The following is a 16,253-nucleotide window of genomic DNA, read 5'->3' as shown; positions in this document are numbered from 1 at the left end:
TGGGGCAGTGTGCCCCTTTTATTATACAGAAAATGGCGTCGACAGATTTCTCTATCAACACCAAATATCATAGAACCATAACAAAACCGTTTCAAAGGTCGTGCAATCCTTGATATGATAGGGTTCACGACTTTTTTGTTTCTTCACCAATAAGGCCCCTCAACGTAAGTTGGCTGAATTTACACTTCGATTAGATTTATTTACGCAAAACTGAGCGATTCAAGGGTTATTGACTGGCTAAAAAAAAGTAGCGTGGTATTATGACAATGAATTCAAGATGAATTCAAGCAACACAATCTACTGGGGGGTAATTGTTATGATGAAAAAAGTTGCAATGATCGCGGCTGCGGCAGCTATGGTATTACCATTAGGTTTAGGAGCTATTGCTCCCGCTAATGCCGAAGTTACTGCTTTCGCGGCGACTAAGTCAGCTGCCAAGAAGGTCACCTACACGTTGGCTAGCAGCAAAGCTGTCAAAAAGGCTGCTTACCACGTTAAGAGTGGCAAACCAGAACTGTTTAGTGCACTGTTTGCGGCAGACAAGTCAACGGTCAGCTTAACTAAGAAGGGGACGTTAGCTGGCGAAAAGACCTACTACGCAACCAAGCAGATCGTTATCAAAACCAAGGCAACCAAGACGGCCAAGGCTAAGAGCGAAACTTTAGTCTTCGTCAAGAGCGGTAAAACTTCTGGCTGGGCTAAGTTATCCCAGTTGACCGCCGGCAAGTTCATGGCGGCTGATGGCAAGAATGCTGTTACGAAGACTGCTGATGCTGTCAAGGCGGGGACCAAGGTAACTGCGACTGCTAAGACAACGGCTAAAAAGACGACTGCTAAGAAGACAGTAGCTAAGAAAGCTGTTGCTAAGAAGACTGTAGCCAAGAAGGCCGTTGCTAAGAAAGTAACGACTAAGACGACGGCTAAGAAAGCCACTGCCAAAAAGGCAACCACTAAGAAAGCGGCTGTTAAGGGTAAGACTTATACTTTAGCAAAGGCCGTTAACATCAAGAAGACCGCTTTTCACTTCAAGGGAACGAAGCCAGCTTACTTCACCGGCAAATTTGCCGCTGACCAACCTAAGGTGACGTTGACTAAGAAGGGGACTTTGGCTGCTGGCAAGACTTACTATGCAACCAAGAAGATCACAGTTAAGCAGAGCAAGAAGAACGTTCAGTACCTCTTGGTTACCAACAAGGGCTGGGTTCTGGCATCAAAATTAGTTGCTGGTAAATTTTAAGCAATTAATTTGAGACGAATACTCTTCCAGATTGGGCGAGCTACTACGGTGGCTCGCTTTTTGTTTAGAACGAAAAATTGAGAGTTAAAGCGCATGTTTCAGCTGCGTTTTTCTTCCAGCAGAGAATTTTGCGTAATATTCGGATTGTTTTTGCGCAAATATAAGTCTGATTAACATACAATGGATGTGTTTCGTGTTATTATATCTGTGAGGTGAGCATCATGTTAGAAGCTGAAAAAAAGAAGGTTTCAATTTCTGTCAAAACCAGTCAAGCGGATAAGAAAAGGGCTGCAGAAATATTTGATGGCTTAGGTCTTAACCTCTCTACTGCCATTAATATCTTTATCAAAAAGAGTATTGCGGAAGGTGGCTTGCCATTTGAAGTTAAAGATCCATTTTATAGCGAGGCAAATCAGGCAGAACTTAATCGACGTTTCCAAAAGGTGGCTAACAATCAGGATATTCAGTCTCACCAGCTTTTAGACGATGGTAAACAATAGATGATGGGAATCGAGTTTTTAGATGATGCCTGGGCTGAATATTTTTTTTGGCAAGGCGAAGACCATAAAACATTAAAGTGTATCAATAATCTTATTAAGTCCATTCAACGAGATGGTTTAGAACTGGGCCTGGAAAAGCCAGAACGATTGAAATATCAAGATGGTTGGTCAAGAAGAATTGATAGTAAGAATAGATTGGTCTATACCTTTAAAAACAATCATTTGATTATTGTGGCCTGCAGAAATCATTATGATTAAGGCAAACAACAAATATTATGGGCCAGCAGTGGTTATCAGATGAGGTTATATAATTCATCTAATAACTACTGCTTTTTTTGACGTACTGTCATAACGTCAAAATGTAGGTTGGGGGTTAGCGGCTATGAGGTTAGACGCTACATTATTCCATACTGAGCGTTTTCGTTTAGTTAGCCTTGCTATAAGAGTATTTGTAACCCGTCTAACGTGCTATTGGTTGTACAATGGAGCCAATCAAAAAGGCTGTCGCATAACGGACCGCGGCCATCTTCTCTGGCTTTGGTTGCAAACACAGTAGTCAGTGACAGTCAACTAAAATTAGGCAATGTTGTCCAACCATCGTCTTACCGGCCAGCAGATATGGGCTGGCTTAGTAGAATGACGCACCTGAGCCCATATCTGCCGACCTCTCGGCTGACCTAGTTAGTCTGAGGTGACATGGATCATGCCGCTAGGAACGCTGTTGAATTATGCTTAAACTTTAGCAGCCACTTGGGATTCACTAATTTGGCCGTGATAGTTCTTACTGTCGCAAGAGTAACGCAAAAATTTTGGCTTTCAACCTTCAGCTTTCAATCTTCAAATCTTGATCTAAAATCCCCCGCATTTGAAGTGACCTATTTACAATATTTGAGACCACGTGTAAACGGAACACGACCTGTTGCAATGGCCGGCAGATTAAGGTTTCCTAACGTTTCTTAGAACTTGATAAGGTCTAAAAGTAAACGCTTTACAATGTATGACAAAGCAAGCATAATGGAGTCGTAAAGGCACGAAGAATCTACGGAGGTGTTTTTGATATGGTTAAAACAAAAGCAGTAATGATCGGTGCAGGTTTAGGAAATATGGCCGCAGCGGTTTACCTGATTCAAGAAGCCCACTGGCGCGGAGAACAAATTACGTTCTACGGTGCTGACATGCACGGTGCTAACGATGGTGGCGAAACCAGTGAATTCGGCGACGAATACTGGAACAAGAATCACCCGTTAGCCAACCAAACAGGTTACGTTGCTCGTGGTGGACGGATGCTGAATTACCGGACGTACGTTGATTTGATGGACTTACTCGACCGGATTCCTTCTGTTACTGAAGAGGGGATGACGGCGGCCGAAGATACCCACGATTTCGACTCGCATCACCGGACCTACGACAAGGCACGGCTGTTGCAAGGCGGTAAGGGAATCATCGACGGTGGTAAGCTGGGCCTCAACAATAAAGACCGGGTCTTACTCTCCAAGTTAGTTCTGATGCCTGATGAGGAAGAAACCAAGCTCGACAATGTTACAATTGCTGAATACTTCAAAGACGATCCCCATATGTTTCAAACTAATTTCTGGTACATGTGGGAAACGACCTTTGCCTTCCGCATTGAAAGCTCCGTTCAAGAGTTGCGGCGCTACATGCACCAAATGATTTATGAATTTACGCAAATTGAACATTTAGTCGGGGTTAACCGGACCCGTTACAACCAGTTCGACAGTATCATGCTCCCATTGATTACCTACTTAAAGGATCAAGGGGTCACCTTCCTCGACAACCGGATCGTCACGGATTGGGAATTTGCCGACAGTCCACTGCAAGACGAAATTACCGTTACTGGCTTGCACGTGAAGAACTTGGAGACTGAGAGCGAAGAGTTAGTGGACATCGACGACGATACCGCAGTTATCTTTACTAATGGGTCGATCACCGATTCTGCCACGATGGGTGACTACAACACGCCAGCCAGAGAAAACATGGAATATGGTATCAGTGCTGCCCTTTGGAAGAAAGCTACGGAACGGTTCTACAACTTGGGGACACCGGATAAGTTCTTTAACGATCGGAAGAATTCCGAATGGGTCAGCTTCACGTTGACGACGAAGAATCACCTGCTGTTAAACGAAATCACACGGATCACCACGCAAGTTCCTGGGAACGCGTTGAACTCCTTCCTGTCCACGACGCCAATCACGCCGTTAGGTCAAAAGGATATTAACATGTCAATCGTGGTTCACCACCAACCTCACTTTACGACCCAGAAGCCTAATGAATCTGTTATCTGGGGCTACTTCCTGTACCCACGTCGGACCGGTGAGTTCGTCCACAAGCAATACATCAAGATGACCGGGAAGGAAATGGCTCAGGAATTGATTGGACAACTGTCCAAGGTCGACCCAGGTCCCAACAACATTAAGGATAAGGAACCTGAAATTCTGGACAGTATCATCAACAATATTCCAGTTTACATGCCATACGCTTCTGCGCTGTTCAACAACCGGGCAAAGTCAGATCGACCAGAAGTTATTCCAGCGCATTCCACCAACTTAGCCTTCACCGGTGAATTTGCGGAACAACCTTACCAGATGATCTTCACGGAACAAAGTGCGGTTCGTTCTGGGGAAATTGCAGCTTACCACTTTACCGGTATTTCCATGGACAACTTGGTTGATACGCCGCGTTACGACAAGGATCCTAAGACCTTGTTGAAGGCAACGAAGCGGATGTTTAGTTAAAAATTGAAGCCTTTGGGGTAAAGAGCCGTGTGCGGATAGTCTTCCTTGCGACGCCAATCATGATGTGCTGTGGGCACCTTTACCCCAAGCATAAAAAGACAGTCAGAAATGGCTGCCTTTTTTGTTTGAGATAAAATTAGGTTGTGATGGTCGTCCCTGGATATGCTTGTGTGCTGTAAAAGTGATGCATGCTTTTCTCAAAGTTCATTAGAATCAAAAGGGATTAAGTAGCAGCCAATGTGGGGCTACTTAATCCCTTTTAGCACATATCTGTTTAACTCGCCATATCGTTCACATTGACCCGATGTGTCTTGGTGCCTTGCCAGAACGGTACCTTGACGACCCCCATGACCTTGTTGGCGTCCACGTAGCCCCAGGCACGGCCGTCTTCGGAAATACTGCGGTGGTCACCCAGCACGAAATAGTGGTTCGCGGGGACCGTGTTACCTTGGTATTTCCAATTGCCAGCTTTGGCGAGACTGCCCAGCGTCCAGTTACCGGTACCCGTTGTGCGTTCGGTGGTACTGATAAAAGATTGCTTGATGGGCCGATTGTTGACGTAGATGTAGCCGTTCTTGCTGACGACCTTGTCACCAGGTAGACCGATCACACGCTTGACGTAGTTGGTGTTCGGCGCGGCAGTCGGATCTTCCCCATAAGCGTCAAAGACGATGACGCTGAGCCGTTTTAATTTGAGCGGCTTGACGACGACCATTCGTTCCTTGTCGGCCAAGTTGGGTTCCATGGATCCACCGGAGACCTTAACGATTTCGAATAAATAGGTGCGCACGACTAGCACGACCAGGAGGGCCACCAGGACGGGCACAATCCAGCTTAAAATACTGCGTAAAATTTTCATGACGATTCAAACTCCCCCAAGCTAAAGTTGACACGGCCGCTTACAGTAACATTACAGGCCAATATTTAAGTTTTATTTTAGCATAGCCCATCTCGTTCTTAGCTCGTTTAGCAAAATCTTAAGTAAAATGACGAGAAAGTTTGTGCAAAAGGTAGCGCTTTCAATGAAAATATGTAACAATAAAGAAGCAGAACAGTTCACAACAGGTAATACGAGGAGGAAACAACATGGCAGATCAAAAAGAATTACTGGCAGTTGCAACGGCAATGCTCGACAAAGCTTACACGCCTTACTCACATTTCCACGTTGGCGCGGCAGCAGTCGGTGCTAGCGGCAAAATCTATGGTGGCTGTAACATCGAAAATGCGTCGTATGGGGCGACTAACTGTGCGGAAAGAACGGCGATTTTCTCAGGGATCGCAGCCGGTGAAAAACGCTTCACAGCACTGCTGGTCACTGGAAATACAGACGGTCCCATTGCACCATGTGGTATTTGTCGCCAAGTCATCGCCGAATTCTTCGACGCCGACGCCCCAGTTTATCTGACCAACCAAAAGGGTGCGTTCACCGAAACCACGGTGGAAGGCGTTCTCCCTGGTGCCTTTACCGACTTGAAGTAAAACGTTTCAGCACTTGCATTTAAATTTGTTATTTTGGCGATCATCATTTTTAAGATGACCGCCCTTTTTGTCGTAGGCTAAATTGCAAATTATGTAGAAATGCCGCACTTCGGTTGCCAGGGGTCACTCGCTATGGGGACGGTTCGGCTACATGCCTAATTTCCACTAACAGTTCCAGTTCCAAAGCATATCAGATTAACAAACTATCCAAAGCCGGAGGCGGCCGGTAAGACGATGGTTGGACAACGTTGCCTAATTTTAGTATCAGTATCGTTGCGACAACGGTCATGATGGACATTTCAGACCTTTCAACCTTCGGCCCCAGTCTGTATCGTGAGATGCCGCCCTGGGAGCGCAGTTTCCATGCGAGCTGGAAGCCCGCTTCACAGGCTGGAGGCGTTCCCCATGACAGGCGTAATTCTGGTAGCTGCAGGCGAACTGCTGACGTGTTTTTTAACGTACTTAACACTTTAAAATACTATTCTGAACAAATTACTTTGACACACACAGTAGTATGTGATACATTAAGACCATCGAAAAGGAAAGGAAGTGGCAGCATGGCTGAGATTATTTCCAAAGATTTAATCCGGGGCCATACGGATACCATCATCTTGAATATCTTGCAACAGGGGGATAGCTACGGGTACCAGGTGGCCAAGCGGGTGAAGGAACTCAGCGCAGGACACTATGAATTGAATGAAGCCACGCTGTACACGGTCTTTCGCCGACTGGAAAAGAACGGTGCGTTGACTGACTATTGGGGCGATGAAACACAGGGGTCCCGGCGCAAGTACTATCATGTGACCGATGCGGGTCGTGAGCTACTTGCAGAAAATACGACGGCCTGGCAGTTTGCTAAGCCAATTATTGACGATTTGATCACCGGAAAGATTACAACCGAGGAGGATTAGCTATGGATAATATGACAATGGAAGTACGGACGCGGCTCGATCAACTTTTCAGCCAATACCAGCCATCACGGGCATTGACTGAACTTAAAGAAGAATTGGTGGGCGACCTGACTGAGGCCGTGACGGAAAAAATGAATCAGGGAATGGCCACGGATGCAGCGTTAGACGAGGCCATGGACCAATTGGGCGACATCGACACGTTGCTCAAGGATGTGGCGGCAGAAAATAGTAATCAGCAGGCGGCCAATGCCGATGCTGAGACTGGAGCCGATGAGAAGCAGGGGCAGGCCGACGATCAAGCGGATGATACCGCTGACGACGACCACGATACCACGATTCATATCGACGAAGAGAATGGAGAAGACCGCGTTCAAATCGGTAAGTTGAAAATCGTCGGCGACAAAATTAGCTGGGGCGACCACGTCATCGTTGATGGCGACAACGACAAGGTTGACCTTGGCGGCTTGGTCAAGGTCGATGGGGACCACGTCACAGTTGCGAATGGTATTGTCGATGTAAATGGCGATGATGTGCGGATCAACGGCGAACGGCCCCGGCGGACTTACGTGGAGTCCTTACGGCTGGTCAACACCACCTCATTTTCACCAGCGGACTTGAATCTTTTGGCCATCGATTATCGCGACGCCGCTGTTAAAATCGGGCCGGCCGCTGGCAATAATATCGTGGTCAACGAGTATATGAGCCGTGACAACAGCCGTTTCTACCTACATTCTACGCGACGGGGCAGTGAGCTCGATATCAAGCAGGGTGACCGGCCGCACCTCTGGCCAGTCCACATGCGGGCCGAAATTTTTCTGCCAACACAACTGAAAGGTAAGGTGAGCGTCCATGCTGGCAATGGTAGCCTGGAAGTCAGTGATTTGAACACGCCTCTGATTGTGGATGCCAAGGCAACTAATGGTGGTATGCGGGCATTTGACGACCACGTCCAGCTCTTAAATATGAATTCAATGAACGGGTCGGTCAGAATCGATCAGAGTAGCGCGGATAAATTCAACATCTACAGTCGTAACGGGAGCGTCAAGCTGAAGCAGACGACCGGGGCTAGCGCCGTTGAATCCACGAACGGCAGCGTTAAGCTGAGTGAGTCCGTGGGGAACGCCATTGTTAACAGTCGTAACGGCGCTGTCAAATTTGAGAACGTAACGGGTCATGTTGAAGGTCATTCAGCAGATGGCTCGGTGCGGGCACAGAACTTGAACGGGAGTGGCGTGTTCCAGTCGAAGAATGGCAGTATCAACGTGCAGGTCAGTCAACTGACCGGTGACATCACCGCCAAGAGCAATAATAGCAGTGTGACTGTGCAAATGCCGATCCTGACCGATTACACGTTCGACGCCAAGAACGATGATAGTCACGTTGAGGTACCAGAAGAAGCAACTCTAACGTTGGGTGACAAGCATCATAAAATTGGTCAGGTTGGTGACCAGCCGGCAGCCAATGTGATTGCGCATACCAAGAACGGCAGCGTCCATATCAGCTAACTCCTCAAGCTGAAAATCTGGCGAATTCCGGTGTGCTGGCATGACCCCTTCATGTCAGCGTGGTACCTGTAAAATCCAAAAGTATAGCAAAAACCGTCGAACACTTAATCCGTGTTCGACGGTTTTTGGGTTCTAAAGAAAGCCTGAAAGTTAAAATGGTTATGTTGTTCTTGCGACAATAGGAGTTGCCACCGCTAAAGTAGTTGAAACAGTCGCACGCCGGCTGCCAGGGATTCCGCTGGCTGTGAGGAACGCCTCCAACCAAAGAACGGGCTGCCGGCTCGCCTAAAAATGCCAAGATTACGCGTCTCTCAGGTCGTTCCACGATGTAAGTCGGAAAGGCCTCCCAGCTAGAATTGCCTAGCCGTGGTCTTATTAGCTGGCAGATAGGGCGATCAAACCGATCCAGCCTTGGCTTATTTTCGGCTTATTTTCGCTGGTCTAGCAGTAAAGTTGCCCCCAATCGTTAAGGTGTTTTGAACAGGGGTAACAGAATCCGATCGACCCACAGCACGATGGTTGCCGTATCATAGGGCTCGTCGCTCAAAATGTTGGCTAATAACTGAATCGCGGGCTGGCGTTTGACCACCACGGGAATGTCGGCTGGGGCCGTGGGAATATCGCCACGGGCATAGGCGTGGTCCAGGATCCCCGTCAGATAGCGCTGGAGAAAACTATCGCTCAAGAGGAATTCAGTCGTTTTCAACGTTAGATGGGGGAGATAATCCTGGATGAAAGCCTTGAGATTTTCCCGGCCAATCTGTTCGGTGATGGGCAGGGGAATGCTAAGTAGGGCAATCAAGTCGTCCCGCAGCTTCCCCGTATTGGGTTCCACAAAAGTCAGTGGGCTGACGTAATTGCCCTGACTGAGGGCGCGTTTTCCGGCGTCACTGATGACTGCCAACTTGGTGTCCCAGCGGCGATAAATGGCGTTCTTATTGGTATGGGCGGCCGCCGCAATGTCGTCCATGGTGAGCTGTGCGTAGCCTTGAGCTTGCATGGTCTGCCACGCGGCGTCCAGAATGGCATTTTCTAATTCCTTCCCCCGGCGACGATGATTTTTTTCCAAAATAAATGACCCTCCCTTGCAAATCACAAATAAAAGGTTTAGTATCTCCAATTGGGTACTACTAGTACCTTAAAAGGAGAGATAATCCATGACGAAACAACTTAACATGAACCAAACCGGGCAACAACCCAAGGTTTCGGTTACTCAGATGGCCTTGATTCTGGTCCTGGGATTAATGGCACCAATGCTCGACACAACCATGACTAACATTGGCCTTAACACTATTCTGAAAGATTTAGACGCAACTGTCAACACTATCCAGTGGGTGACGACGGCCTACGTGCTGGCCTTAGGATTGGCCGTACCACTTGCCGGTTGGCTGGTGAACCAAATGTCGGGTCGTTTGTTAACGGAGCTATCACTGATTATTTTTTTGATTGGTTCCGTGATGTCTGGGTTAGCCGACAGCCTCACGTTCCTATTGATCGGTCGGATTATTCAGGGGGCCGCGGCCGGTATCATTGTTCCCCTGGTCACCACGCTGGGAATTCGAGCCGCCGGTGGTCAAGGCCTGGGCCAGTTGATGTCTGTGGTTGGCTTACCAATTGTGTTTGCGCCCATTCTGGGACCGACGATTGGGGGTGCACTGATTAAATTCCTCAACTGGCACTGGCTGTTTTATATCAACATTCCGCTGGTACTGGTCGCCTTGATCCTAGATGTGGTTTTCCTACCGGCGTTTGAACCGACGGCGGGGCAGCGCAAGCCGTTTGACTTCATGGGCTTCTTACTCTTAGTGGGTCTGTTCTCCGGTTTGGTAATCGGGGTCACAAACTTCAGTACAGATGACGTGTTTGGCAAGTTTAGTGTGCTCCTGCCAGTCTTCATTGGGCTGGACTGTCTATTGGGCTACGTGGTCTACGCGTTCGAGCAGCCGACGCGGGCGCTGGTGCCCCTGAAGTTATTCCACACGCCCAACTTTTCCGCGTCGACCGCCCTTTTGTTTCTCTCAGGCCTGCTGGTAAACGGGGCGATGTTTGCCTTACCACTTTTCTTGCAAAATATTCGCGGTTTGAGCGTCATTGATACCGGACTGTACCTAATTGCGTTGGGTGCGGGTATGCTGGTTACCCGGACGCAGGCGGGGAAACTGACCGACCAGTACGGGGCAAAATGGGTGGTCATCATTTCCTTACTATTTGCGGCCATTACCACGGTGCCCTTTGCCTACTTTGACAAGGGAACGCCAACCTGGTTGATTCTGATCATGCTCTTCTTGATGGGCCTCAGCCGCAGTGGTATCACGATTCCAGTGATGTCTGACAGCTATTCGGGTATCGATCACGGCCTAATTGCGGAGGCGACGGTGGCTACCCGGATGGCGCAAAATATCGGCGGTTCGGTCGCAACGGCGGTCTTGGCTGCGGTCATTGCTAGTTATGAGGGAAACAACTTGGCGACCACGGCGATGCTACACACGGCTTACTTCCACACGTTCATGTGGATTAGCATTGGTACCTTGGTAGGTGTGCTGCCAGCGTTTTTCTTGAGTTCCAAGAGTCAGGAGGCGGCTTAACATGTTATTAGGCGTGATTGTATTGAGTGTCATCGCGGCTGGCTGGCTATTTATCAGTCGGCGGCTGGCGTGGGCGGTTGTCATGACGGTGGTGATCATCTGCGGGCAAGGCTTATTATTGCTGGATTCACAGAATCATTACGGTACCACCGAACGACTGTCGACGCACCAAGTGGCGATTCGACCAGTCGGGAGTATTCGCGGTAACCACGTGCTGATGACCAAGGCGATTAAGGAAGGCAAAACGACTTATACCGCTTATGCTAGTCAGCGAGCCGATGGTAACGATGGTAAAACGGCGGTGGTCGTGAATAAGCATAAACGCATCAGGGTCACGTTCAGCGCGACTAAGGCTGTACGAGAAACACAAAATAACCGCTACGTCTACACGAATCAGTGGGCAAAGTGGTTCTTCACCGGCGTGACGAATGCCGGGCAGCTGAAGCAACAGACGGTCATTTACCGCCTGACGCCGCGCTGGCACGTACTGACCAAGGCCGCTGTCAAACGAGTAGAGACGAACCTCCACCGACAAGTGACGCAACAGCAGGCGCAGACCTACACAACCAAGTACGTTGCTCGGCGGCTCAAGCAAGACCCACAGGCGAGTGTGAGCCAACTGAAACAGCGGGCTCTGCAAGCGTTTGTGGGTCATGTGATGGATCAGACGTCAGAGTAGAATGGCTTATGGAGACAACGGTAGTATGCACTTGTCTTTTTAGGACCGCTACGGTTAGTGGAGAGTGAATAGCTTCTCTAAAGACGAGACTGAAAGTTAAGCGTGTACAGTAAAGGTAGCGTGTGATGGGCCTTCGGTGTACAAAGTAGATAGGAATTGGACTACGGCACGAGATGACTCAGCACCACAGAACACAATTATATATTGATAACACATGAACACCTGGATTATGTAGCAACAAAATTCCAACGAAAAAGGAGAAATCTAAATCGGGGGAGGCTTGTTGATAAATAATCCGGTTTTTTTGGTTTTATGAAAAGAAATTTTCAGTTAATAAGGCGAATTAACTATCAGGCCGTGAACAAAGAGAGTCCAATAAATTGACGAATTTACACGCAGTTACAGATGATAGCCGAAAAATGAAAGCATGTTTTAGCACGACAAACCATTAATTTGATGTTGGTAAAGTAACTTTGAACGTGAAGCGTGAGAACAAAAATTATCTGGTGAAAGTGGCGGCTCACATGCTAGGCTAATACCAGCCAGTTTAGTCTGACCATAGCCGATAACATTAGCGTTTGCGGATAATTACACGACTAGACGTTTATTGATGAAAACAGCGCGTGGGTTTACACTCTTATCCCCTCAATTAATCAATCTGTATAATTTTTTGATTGTTACCAGTTCACTCAAAATGGGGTATAGCGCGAGCCGGTGGGTGCGGTATAATCAGGGTAGACTAGGACTAACTAAAAGGGCTTTTCTTCGCATAGAATACATGAAAAAAGCCGAACGGGTTCAATAAAGGTAACGTTTGTTGCTAATTGTAAATAAAAAAGCAACAATTTCGAAAAAAGGGTTTCTTTTTATGGCGGGAGAGGTGATACTAGGGGAAGCTACTTGGTACCGTTTTCGTACAGGTGCCACCAAGGTTGCGATTGGTGTAAGTCGACCTGCGTGATTTGAGTCAGCGGAATTTGACGAGATCTCCCTGCGGTAAGACCTAAATAAACGGTCGATTCGGTGAGATAGTCAACGGTTCCCGTGTACATCACGTCATGAAAGATTAGGGAAGTTATTTGATTGTTTTGGTAAGCGGCTCGTAGTAGGGGCCGAATTTGTTGGCTAGCAAGTTGCATAAACGTCATCACGTCCTCGGAAAAGATTAATTCCATTATAGAACGGATGTTCGTTTTTGCAAGTCTAAAATTTCATTTCACCCAGTTATTTAATTTAATGGTAAAATATATGTATGGTTATCCACTTTAGAAATATTGGTTGGTGACGTAGCTATGATTATCGGCTACAATTAAGTCCCGTAGCTGTGCAATTCTTAAGGGAAAAGGCAGTGCCTACCGCTGTCTTAGAAGGAGTAATGGACTGATAATGACTGAAACGACTAATGAGGCTGTAACGGAAGCCCAACTGAAAAAAGAATTTGACGATTTGTACATGCATATCTTCAAGTACATCGGCGACTTCGTTTCCATTCCCACTCAGAAGTACAATCTGACTTTTGAAGCCTACATGGTAATGGACAACGTGGCCCGAAGCAAGAACGGCCAAACCTTAGTTGAGTTAGCTAAGTTAGAGGGCGTCTCTAAGAGTGCGATTGCACGGCAAGTCAACGTTTTGCTGAAAGAAAATTACGTGATGCAAAAGGTTGATCCTAACGACCGGCGGGTGAAGTATATTACCTTAACGGCTGCCGGGAGTCGGGTTCAACGGAACTTGGCCCAAGCTACGGACGAACGGTTCCACCGATGGCTAGGTTTCTTCGGCAAGGACGAAGCTGAGCACTTCATCGAGGTGCTCCACAAGGCGAACGAACGTGCCATTGCGGCTGGCTTTGTCGGTTTTGATAGCCTACATGATAAACGGCGGAACTCTAACCGGAGCCGCCGGAGTTAATCAAATAAAATTTCTGAGACGACGACCCGGTAAAATGATCGGTCGTCTTTTTTTGTAGCTGACGAGCTTGGTTAAGCGTGTTGGCACTGCAGCTGCCAGGGATTTCGTCTGCTGTGGGGGCGCTTCAGTCTTCTCGCTCGCTTAGCAACGATGTGGTGGATTCACGCAATCGGTTTCTGTAATCGCTTTTCATGTCACGAAAAAAACGCTAGGAACTGTCCCCGTCAATGCAGACAATTCTAGCGTTTATTATTTAGCAGTCGAAATCAGACAGTTCAGCTAAAGGTTGAAAGCCAAAATGTTTGCGTTACTCTTACGACAGTAGGAATTGTCACGGTGAAACTAGTGAAAATAGTCGCACGCCAACCGCCGGGGACGCCACTTGCTATGGTGGAGAATGCCTCCAGCCAAAGGACGGGCCTCCAATTCGACTGAAAGCTACCAAGTTCAGGTGTCTCTCAGATCGTCCCACGATGTAAGCTGGAGACCCCCGACTAACATTGTCGACATGGCTAATTGCATCCCTGATGGCGTCCGGATACGATTATACGATTGTGTCCGTCAATTTCAACCTTCAGCAGGGCAGCTAAAACCAGTCTATTTGACTACCTGGTAAGATGTTGGCAGAGACTAGTTTAAAAGATCCGGATTGATCCGGTGGTCCTTGAAGTAGAACTCACGGTCGTGGTCGTTGACCGGACGCATGACGTGGCAAGGGTTGCCGACCGCCACCACGTTGTCCGGGAGATCCTTGGTGACGATGCTACCAGCGCCGATGACGACGTTGTCACCGATCGTGATGCCGGGAAGGACGATGACGCCTGCACCGAGCCAACAATTTTTACCAATATGGACCGAGGCATTGTACTGGTATTCCTGTTGACGTAACTCGGGTAGGATGGGGTGACCGGCCGTAGCAATGGTCACGTTCGGACCGAACATGGTGTGATCCCCGACGTAGATGTAGGTGTCATCGACCATGGTGAGATTAAAGTTGGCGTAGATGTGTGCGCCAAAGTGGACGTGGTGCCCACCAAAGTTACTGTGAAATGGTGGTTCAATATAGCAATCCGGGCCGATACTAGCGAACATATCCTTGAGCAGAGCCTGACGTTTGGCACCTTCTGTCGGGCGAGTCTGATTGAAGTCGTAGAGCTGGTCTAAACATTTCTGCTGTTCGATGGCGATACTATCGTCTCCAGGCAGGTAGAGGTCAACGGTGTGCAGTTTGTCTTTTTCCATGTGAACGGATCCTTTCGGGTGGCTTGCCGACTGGCATTACGCGTCAATCGCAGCCATTAGTCTACGTTCATTATACAACAGGAGAATGACGAACATCACGATGTAAAGAATCAACGGCAACCACGCGTAGTTGAGTGTGATCATGTGTTGGGTCGCGACATTTTGTGTGTGATTAGCGACGTAACCCGAGAAATGAAAGAGGCCCGCGGTTACCAGACCGCCTAAGCCCAGCCCAACGTTGACGCCGAAATCGTCAGTTGACGCCAGGATGCCCTCAGCCTGAATGCCCATCGCCATCCCGTAGCGAATCGTATCGGCAATCATGATAGAGACGAGGCCGATGATCAGGCCATTGCCGATCGAATTGATTAGGATGCCGGTAAATAAGACGATGAGTTGGTTGAGTAAGACGCCAATCGTCAGAATCAGTTGGCCCAAAGCAGCCAGGGCGATGCCACCGAGCATGGTGTGCTTTTTGCCCCAGCGGTCGGAGACGTGAATAATGAGTAGCACGCCGATCAACGCGGCAAAGGTAAAGCTGTTGGCCCATGGGACCAGCGCCTCACTGTGTTGAATGTATTTGAAATAGTAAATAGTGGTTTGATTTTTAATCGCGGTAGTCAGCCAGTAGAGTAAGATGACCACGGAAATGACCAGCCACGGCTGATTTTTACGCAACATGGTCCCAACCGCTCGCCAGGATTGATGCGACCGTTCGGGGTTGGTGAAACGCTCGCGGACGTGGAAAAAGGTGTTCCAGATGAGTGCGAGAGAAATCAGGCCAAACAAGGCGATAGTCAACAAAAATCCGCGTTGTTGGCTACCATGGCCAAAGAAGGCGACCAGGGGCAGGGTGAAAATGGCTACGATGATTTGTACGGAACTGCCACCGAATTGGCGAATGACACCAAGCAGAGTCAGTTCCTGTGTGTTTTGGGTCATGGTTGGTAGAATCGACGTGATGGGGAGGTTGACGGCGGTGTAGAAGAAGCCCAGTCCCAGATAGGTCACATAGGCCCAGATCAATTTGCCACTGCCGCTAAATGGTGGGGTGACAAAGGTCAGGACGGCGAAGAGCACGTAGGGGAGTGCGTACCAGAGAAAGAACGGCCGACTCTTGCCCCATTTGGAATGCGTCCGGTCAATCATGAGGCCAATGACGAGGCTTTCGACCACGTCGGCGAGACGGGCCACGATGAAGAGAATGGCGGCGGCACTAGCGGACAGGCCGTAGACGTCGGTGTAAAAGAAAAGTAGGTAAGTGGTCATCATCTGAAAGACCAGGTTGTCGGCCGCGTCGCTGAGACCGTAGCTGATACGTTCCGGCCATTTTGTTTGCCAAGTGTGATTCAAAGGGCAAGCCTCCTAAAGTTTACAAGCACTGAAATTAAGGGATGCAAAAGGGCCAACTGACGAGGCGATATGGTCGTGTCCGGTTGGCCCGTGACGTG

Annotated in this window: 15 protein-coding genes; 10 read left to right on the top strand and 5 right to left on the bottom strand. The window is 48.4% G+C overall.

The genetic code is table 11. From position 1 onward, the window contains the following. Nucleotides 1–316 precede the first annotated feature (316 nt). The 4 genes from EKM89_RS08655 (at nt 317) to EKM89_RS08640 (ending at nt 4,490) form a co-directional block, all read left to right on the top strand. On the top strand, nt 317–1,237 hold the full coding sequence (locus EKM89_RS08655) for a hypothetical protein (RefSeq protein WP_191988758.1): 921 nt from the start codon (nt 317–319) through the stop codon (nt 1,235–1,237). Nucleotides 1,238–1,458: 221 nt separating this feature from the next. After that, nucleotides 1,459–1,737: a type II toxin-antitoxin system RelB/DinJ family antitoxin gene (locus tag EKM89_RS08650; protein ID WP_125687661.1), complete on the top strand. Its 279-nt coding sequence runs from the start codon at nt 1,459–1,461 to the stop codon at nt 1,735–1,737. 3 nt (nt 1,738–1,740) lie between these two features. Next, nucleotides 1,741–1,995, top strand: a complete 255-nt coding sequence (locus EKM89_RS08645) for a Txe/YoeB family addiction module toxin (RefSeq protein ID WP_125687667.1) — start codon at nt 1,741–1,743, stop codon at nt 1,993–1,995. Between the two features lie 800 nt (nt 1,996–2,795). Continuing rightward, a complete protein-coding gene (locus EKM89_RS08640; protein ID WP_125687659.1) occupies nt 2,796–4,490 on the top strand; it encodes an oleate hydratase in 1,695 nt (564 codons plus the stop codon). Nucleotides 4,491–4,764: 274 nt separating this feature from the next. On the opposite strand, the gene lepB is transcribed toward EKM89_RS08640, so the two are convergent. Further along, the gene (gene lepB / locus EKM89_RS08635; protein ID WP_125687657.1) at nt 4,765–5,349 is read right to left on the bottom strand and encodes a signal peptidase I; all 585 of its coding nucleotides are present in this window, start codon (nt 5,347–5,349) and stop codon (nt 4,765–4,767) included. A gap of 227 nt (nt 5,350–5,576) precedes the next feature. On the opposite strand from lepB, the gene EKM89_RS08630 reads away from it, so the two are divergent. The 3 genes from EKM89_RS08630 (at nt 5,577) to EKM89_RS08620 (ending at nt 8,385) form a co-directional block, all read left to right on the top strand. Then, nucleotides 5,577–5,969, top strand: a complete 393-nt coding sequence (locus EKM89_RS08630; RefSeq protein WP_125687655.1) for a cytidine deaminase — start codon at nt 5,577–5,579, stop codon at nt 5,967–5,969. A gap of 557 nt (nt 5,970–6,526) precedes the next feature. Next, entirely contained in the window at nt 6,527–6,880 is a 354-nt protein-coding gene (locus EKM89_RS08625; protein ID WP_125687653.1) for a PadR family transcriptional regulator, read from the top strand. A gap of 2 nt (nt 6,881–6,882) precedes the next feature. Then, the gene (locus EKM89_RS08620; protein WP_125687651.1) at nt 6,883–8,385 is read left to right on the top strand and encodes a DUF4097 family beta strand repeat-containing protein; all 1,503 of its coding nucleotides are present in this window, start codon (nt 6,883–6,885) and stop codon (nt 8,383–8,385) included. A 466-nt stretch (nt 8,386–8,851) separates the two neighbouring features. Here the strand turns inward: EKM89_RS08620 and EKM89_RS08615 are convergent, their stop codons facing one another. Beyond that, a complete protein-coding gene (locus tag EKM89_RS08615; protein ID WP_125687649.1) occupies nt 8,852–9,454 on the bottom strand; it encodes a helix-turn-helix domain-containing protein in 603 nt (200 codons plus the stop codon). A gap of 88 nt (nt 9,455–9,542) precedes the next feature. Here EKM89_RS08615 and EKM89_RS08610 point away from each other — a divergent pair, with 88 nt between their 5' ends. Further along, the gene (locus EKM89_RS08610) at nt 9,543–10,970 is read left to right on the top strand and encodes a DHA2 family efflux MFS transporter permease subunit (protein WP_225421857.1); all 1,428 of its coding nucleotides are present in this window, start codon (nt 9,543–9,545) and stop codon (nt 10,968–10,970) included. A gap of 1 nt (nt 10,971) precedes the next feature. Continuing rightward, the gene (locus tag EKM89_RS08605; protein ID WP_125687647.1) at nt 10,972–11,649 is read left to right on the top strand and encodes a DUF4811 domain-containing protein; all 678 of its coding nucleotides are present in this window, start codon (nt 10,972–10,974) and stop codon (nt 11,647–11,649) included. Between the two features lie 896 nt (nt 11,650–12,545). Here the strand turns inward: EKM89_RS08605 and EKM89_RS08600 are convergent. Then, nucleotides 12,546–12,824, bottom strand: a complete 279-nt coding sequence (locus tag EKM89_RS08600; RefSeq protein WP_225421856.1) for a hypothetical protein — start codon at nt 12,822–12,824, stop codon at nt 12,546–12,548. A 211-nt stretch (nt 12,825–13,035) separates the two neighbouring features. Between EKM89_RS08600 and EKM89_RS08595 the strand changes: the two genes are divergently transcribed. Then, nucleotides 13,036–13,560, top strand: coding sequence for a MarR family winged helix-turn-helix transcriptional regulator (locus EKM89_RS08595; protein WP_048734407.1), 525 nt, complete (start codon nt 13,036–13,038; stop codon nt 13,558–13,560). 630 nt (nt 13,561–14,190) lie between these two features. On the opposite strand, the gene EKM89_RS08590 is transcribed toward EKM89_RS08595, so the two are convergent. Both EKM89_RS08590 and EKM89_RS08585 read right to left on the bottom strand, forming a co-directional pair. Beyond that, complete coding sequence (locus EKM89_RS08590) at nt 14,191–14,802, bottom strand: sugar O-acetyltransferase (RefSeq protein ID WP_125687645.1); 612 nt, start codon at nt 14,800–14,802, stop codon at nt 14,191–14,193. Nucleotides 14,803–14,838: 36 nt separating this feature from the next. Beyond that, nucleotides 14,839–16,155: an MFS transporter gene (locus tag EKM89_RS08585; protein ID WP_125687643.1), complete on the bottom strand. Its 1,317-nt coding sequence runs from the start codon at nt 16,153–16,155 to the stop codon at nt 14,839–14,841. Nucleotides 16,156–16,253: the final 98 nt, after the last annotated feature.

This window comes from Levilactobacillus fujinensis, assembly GCF_003946335.1.
GTDB classification, from domain to species: Bacteria; Bacillota; Bacilli; order Lactobacillales; family Lactobacillaceae; genus Levilactobacillus; species Levilactobacillus fujinensis.
Note: the sequence above shows the minus strand (reverse complement) of the source record. Positions and strands in the feature narration are given on the sequence as shown.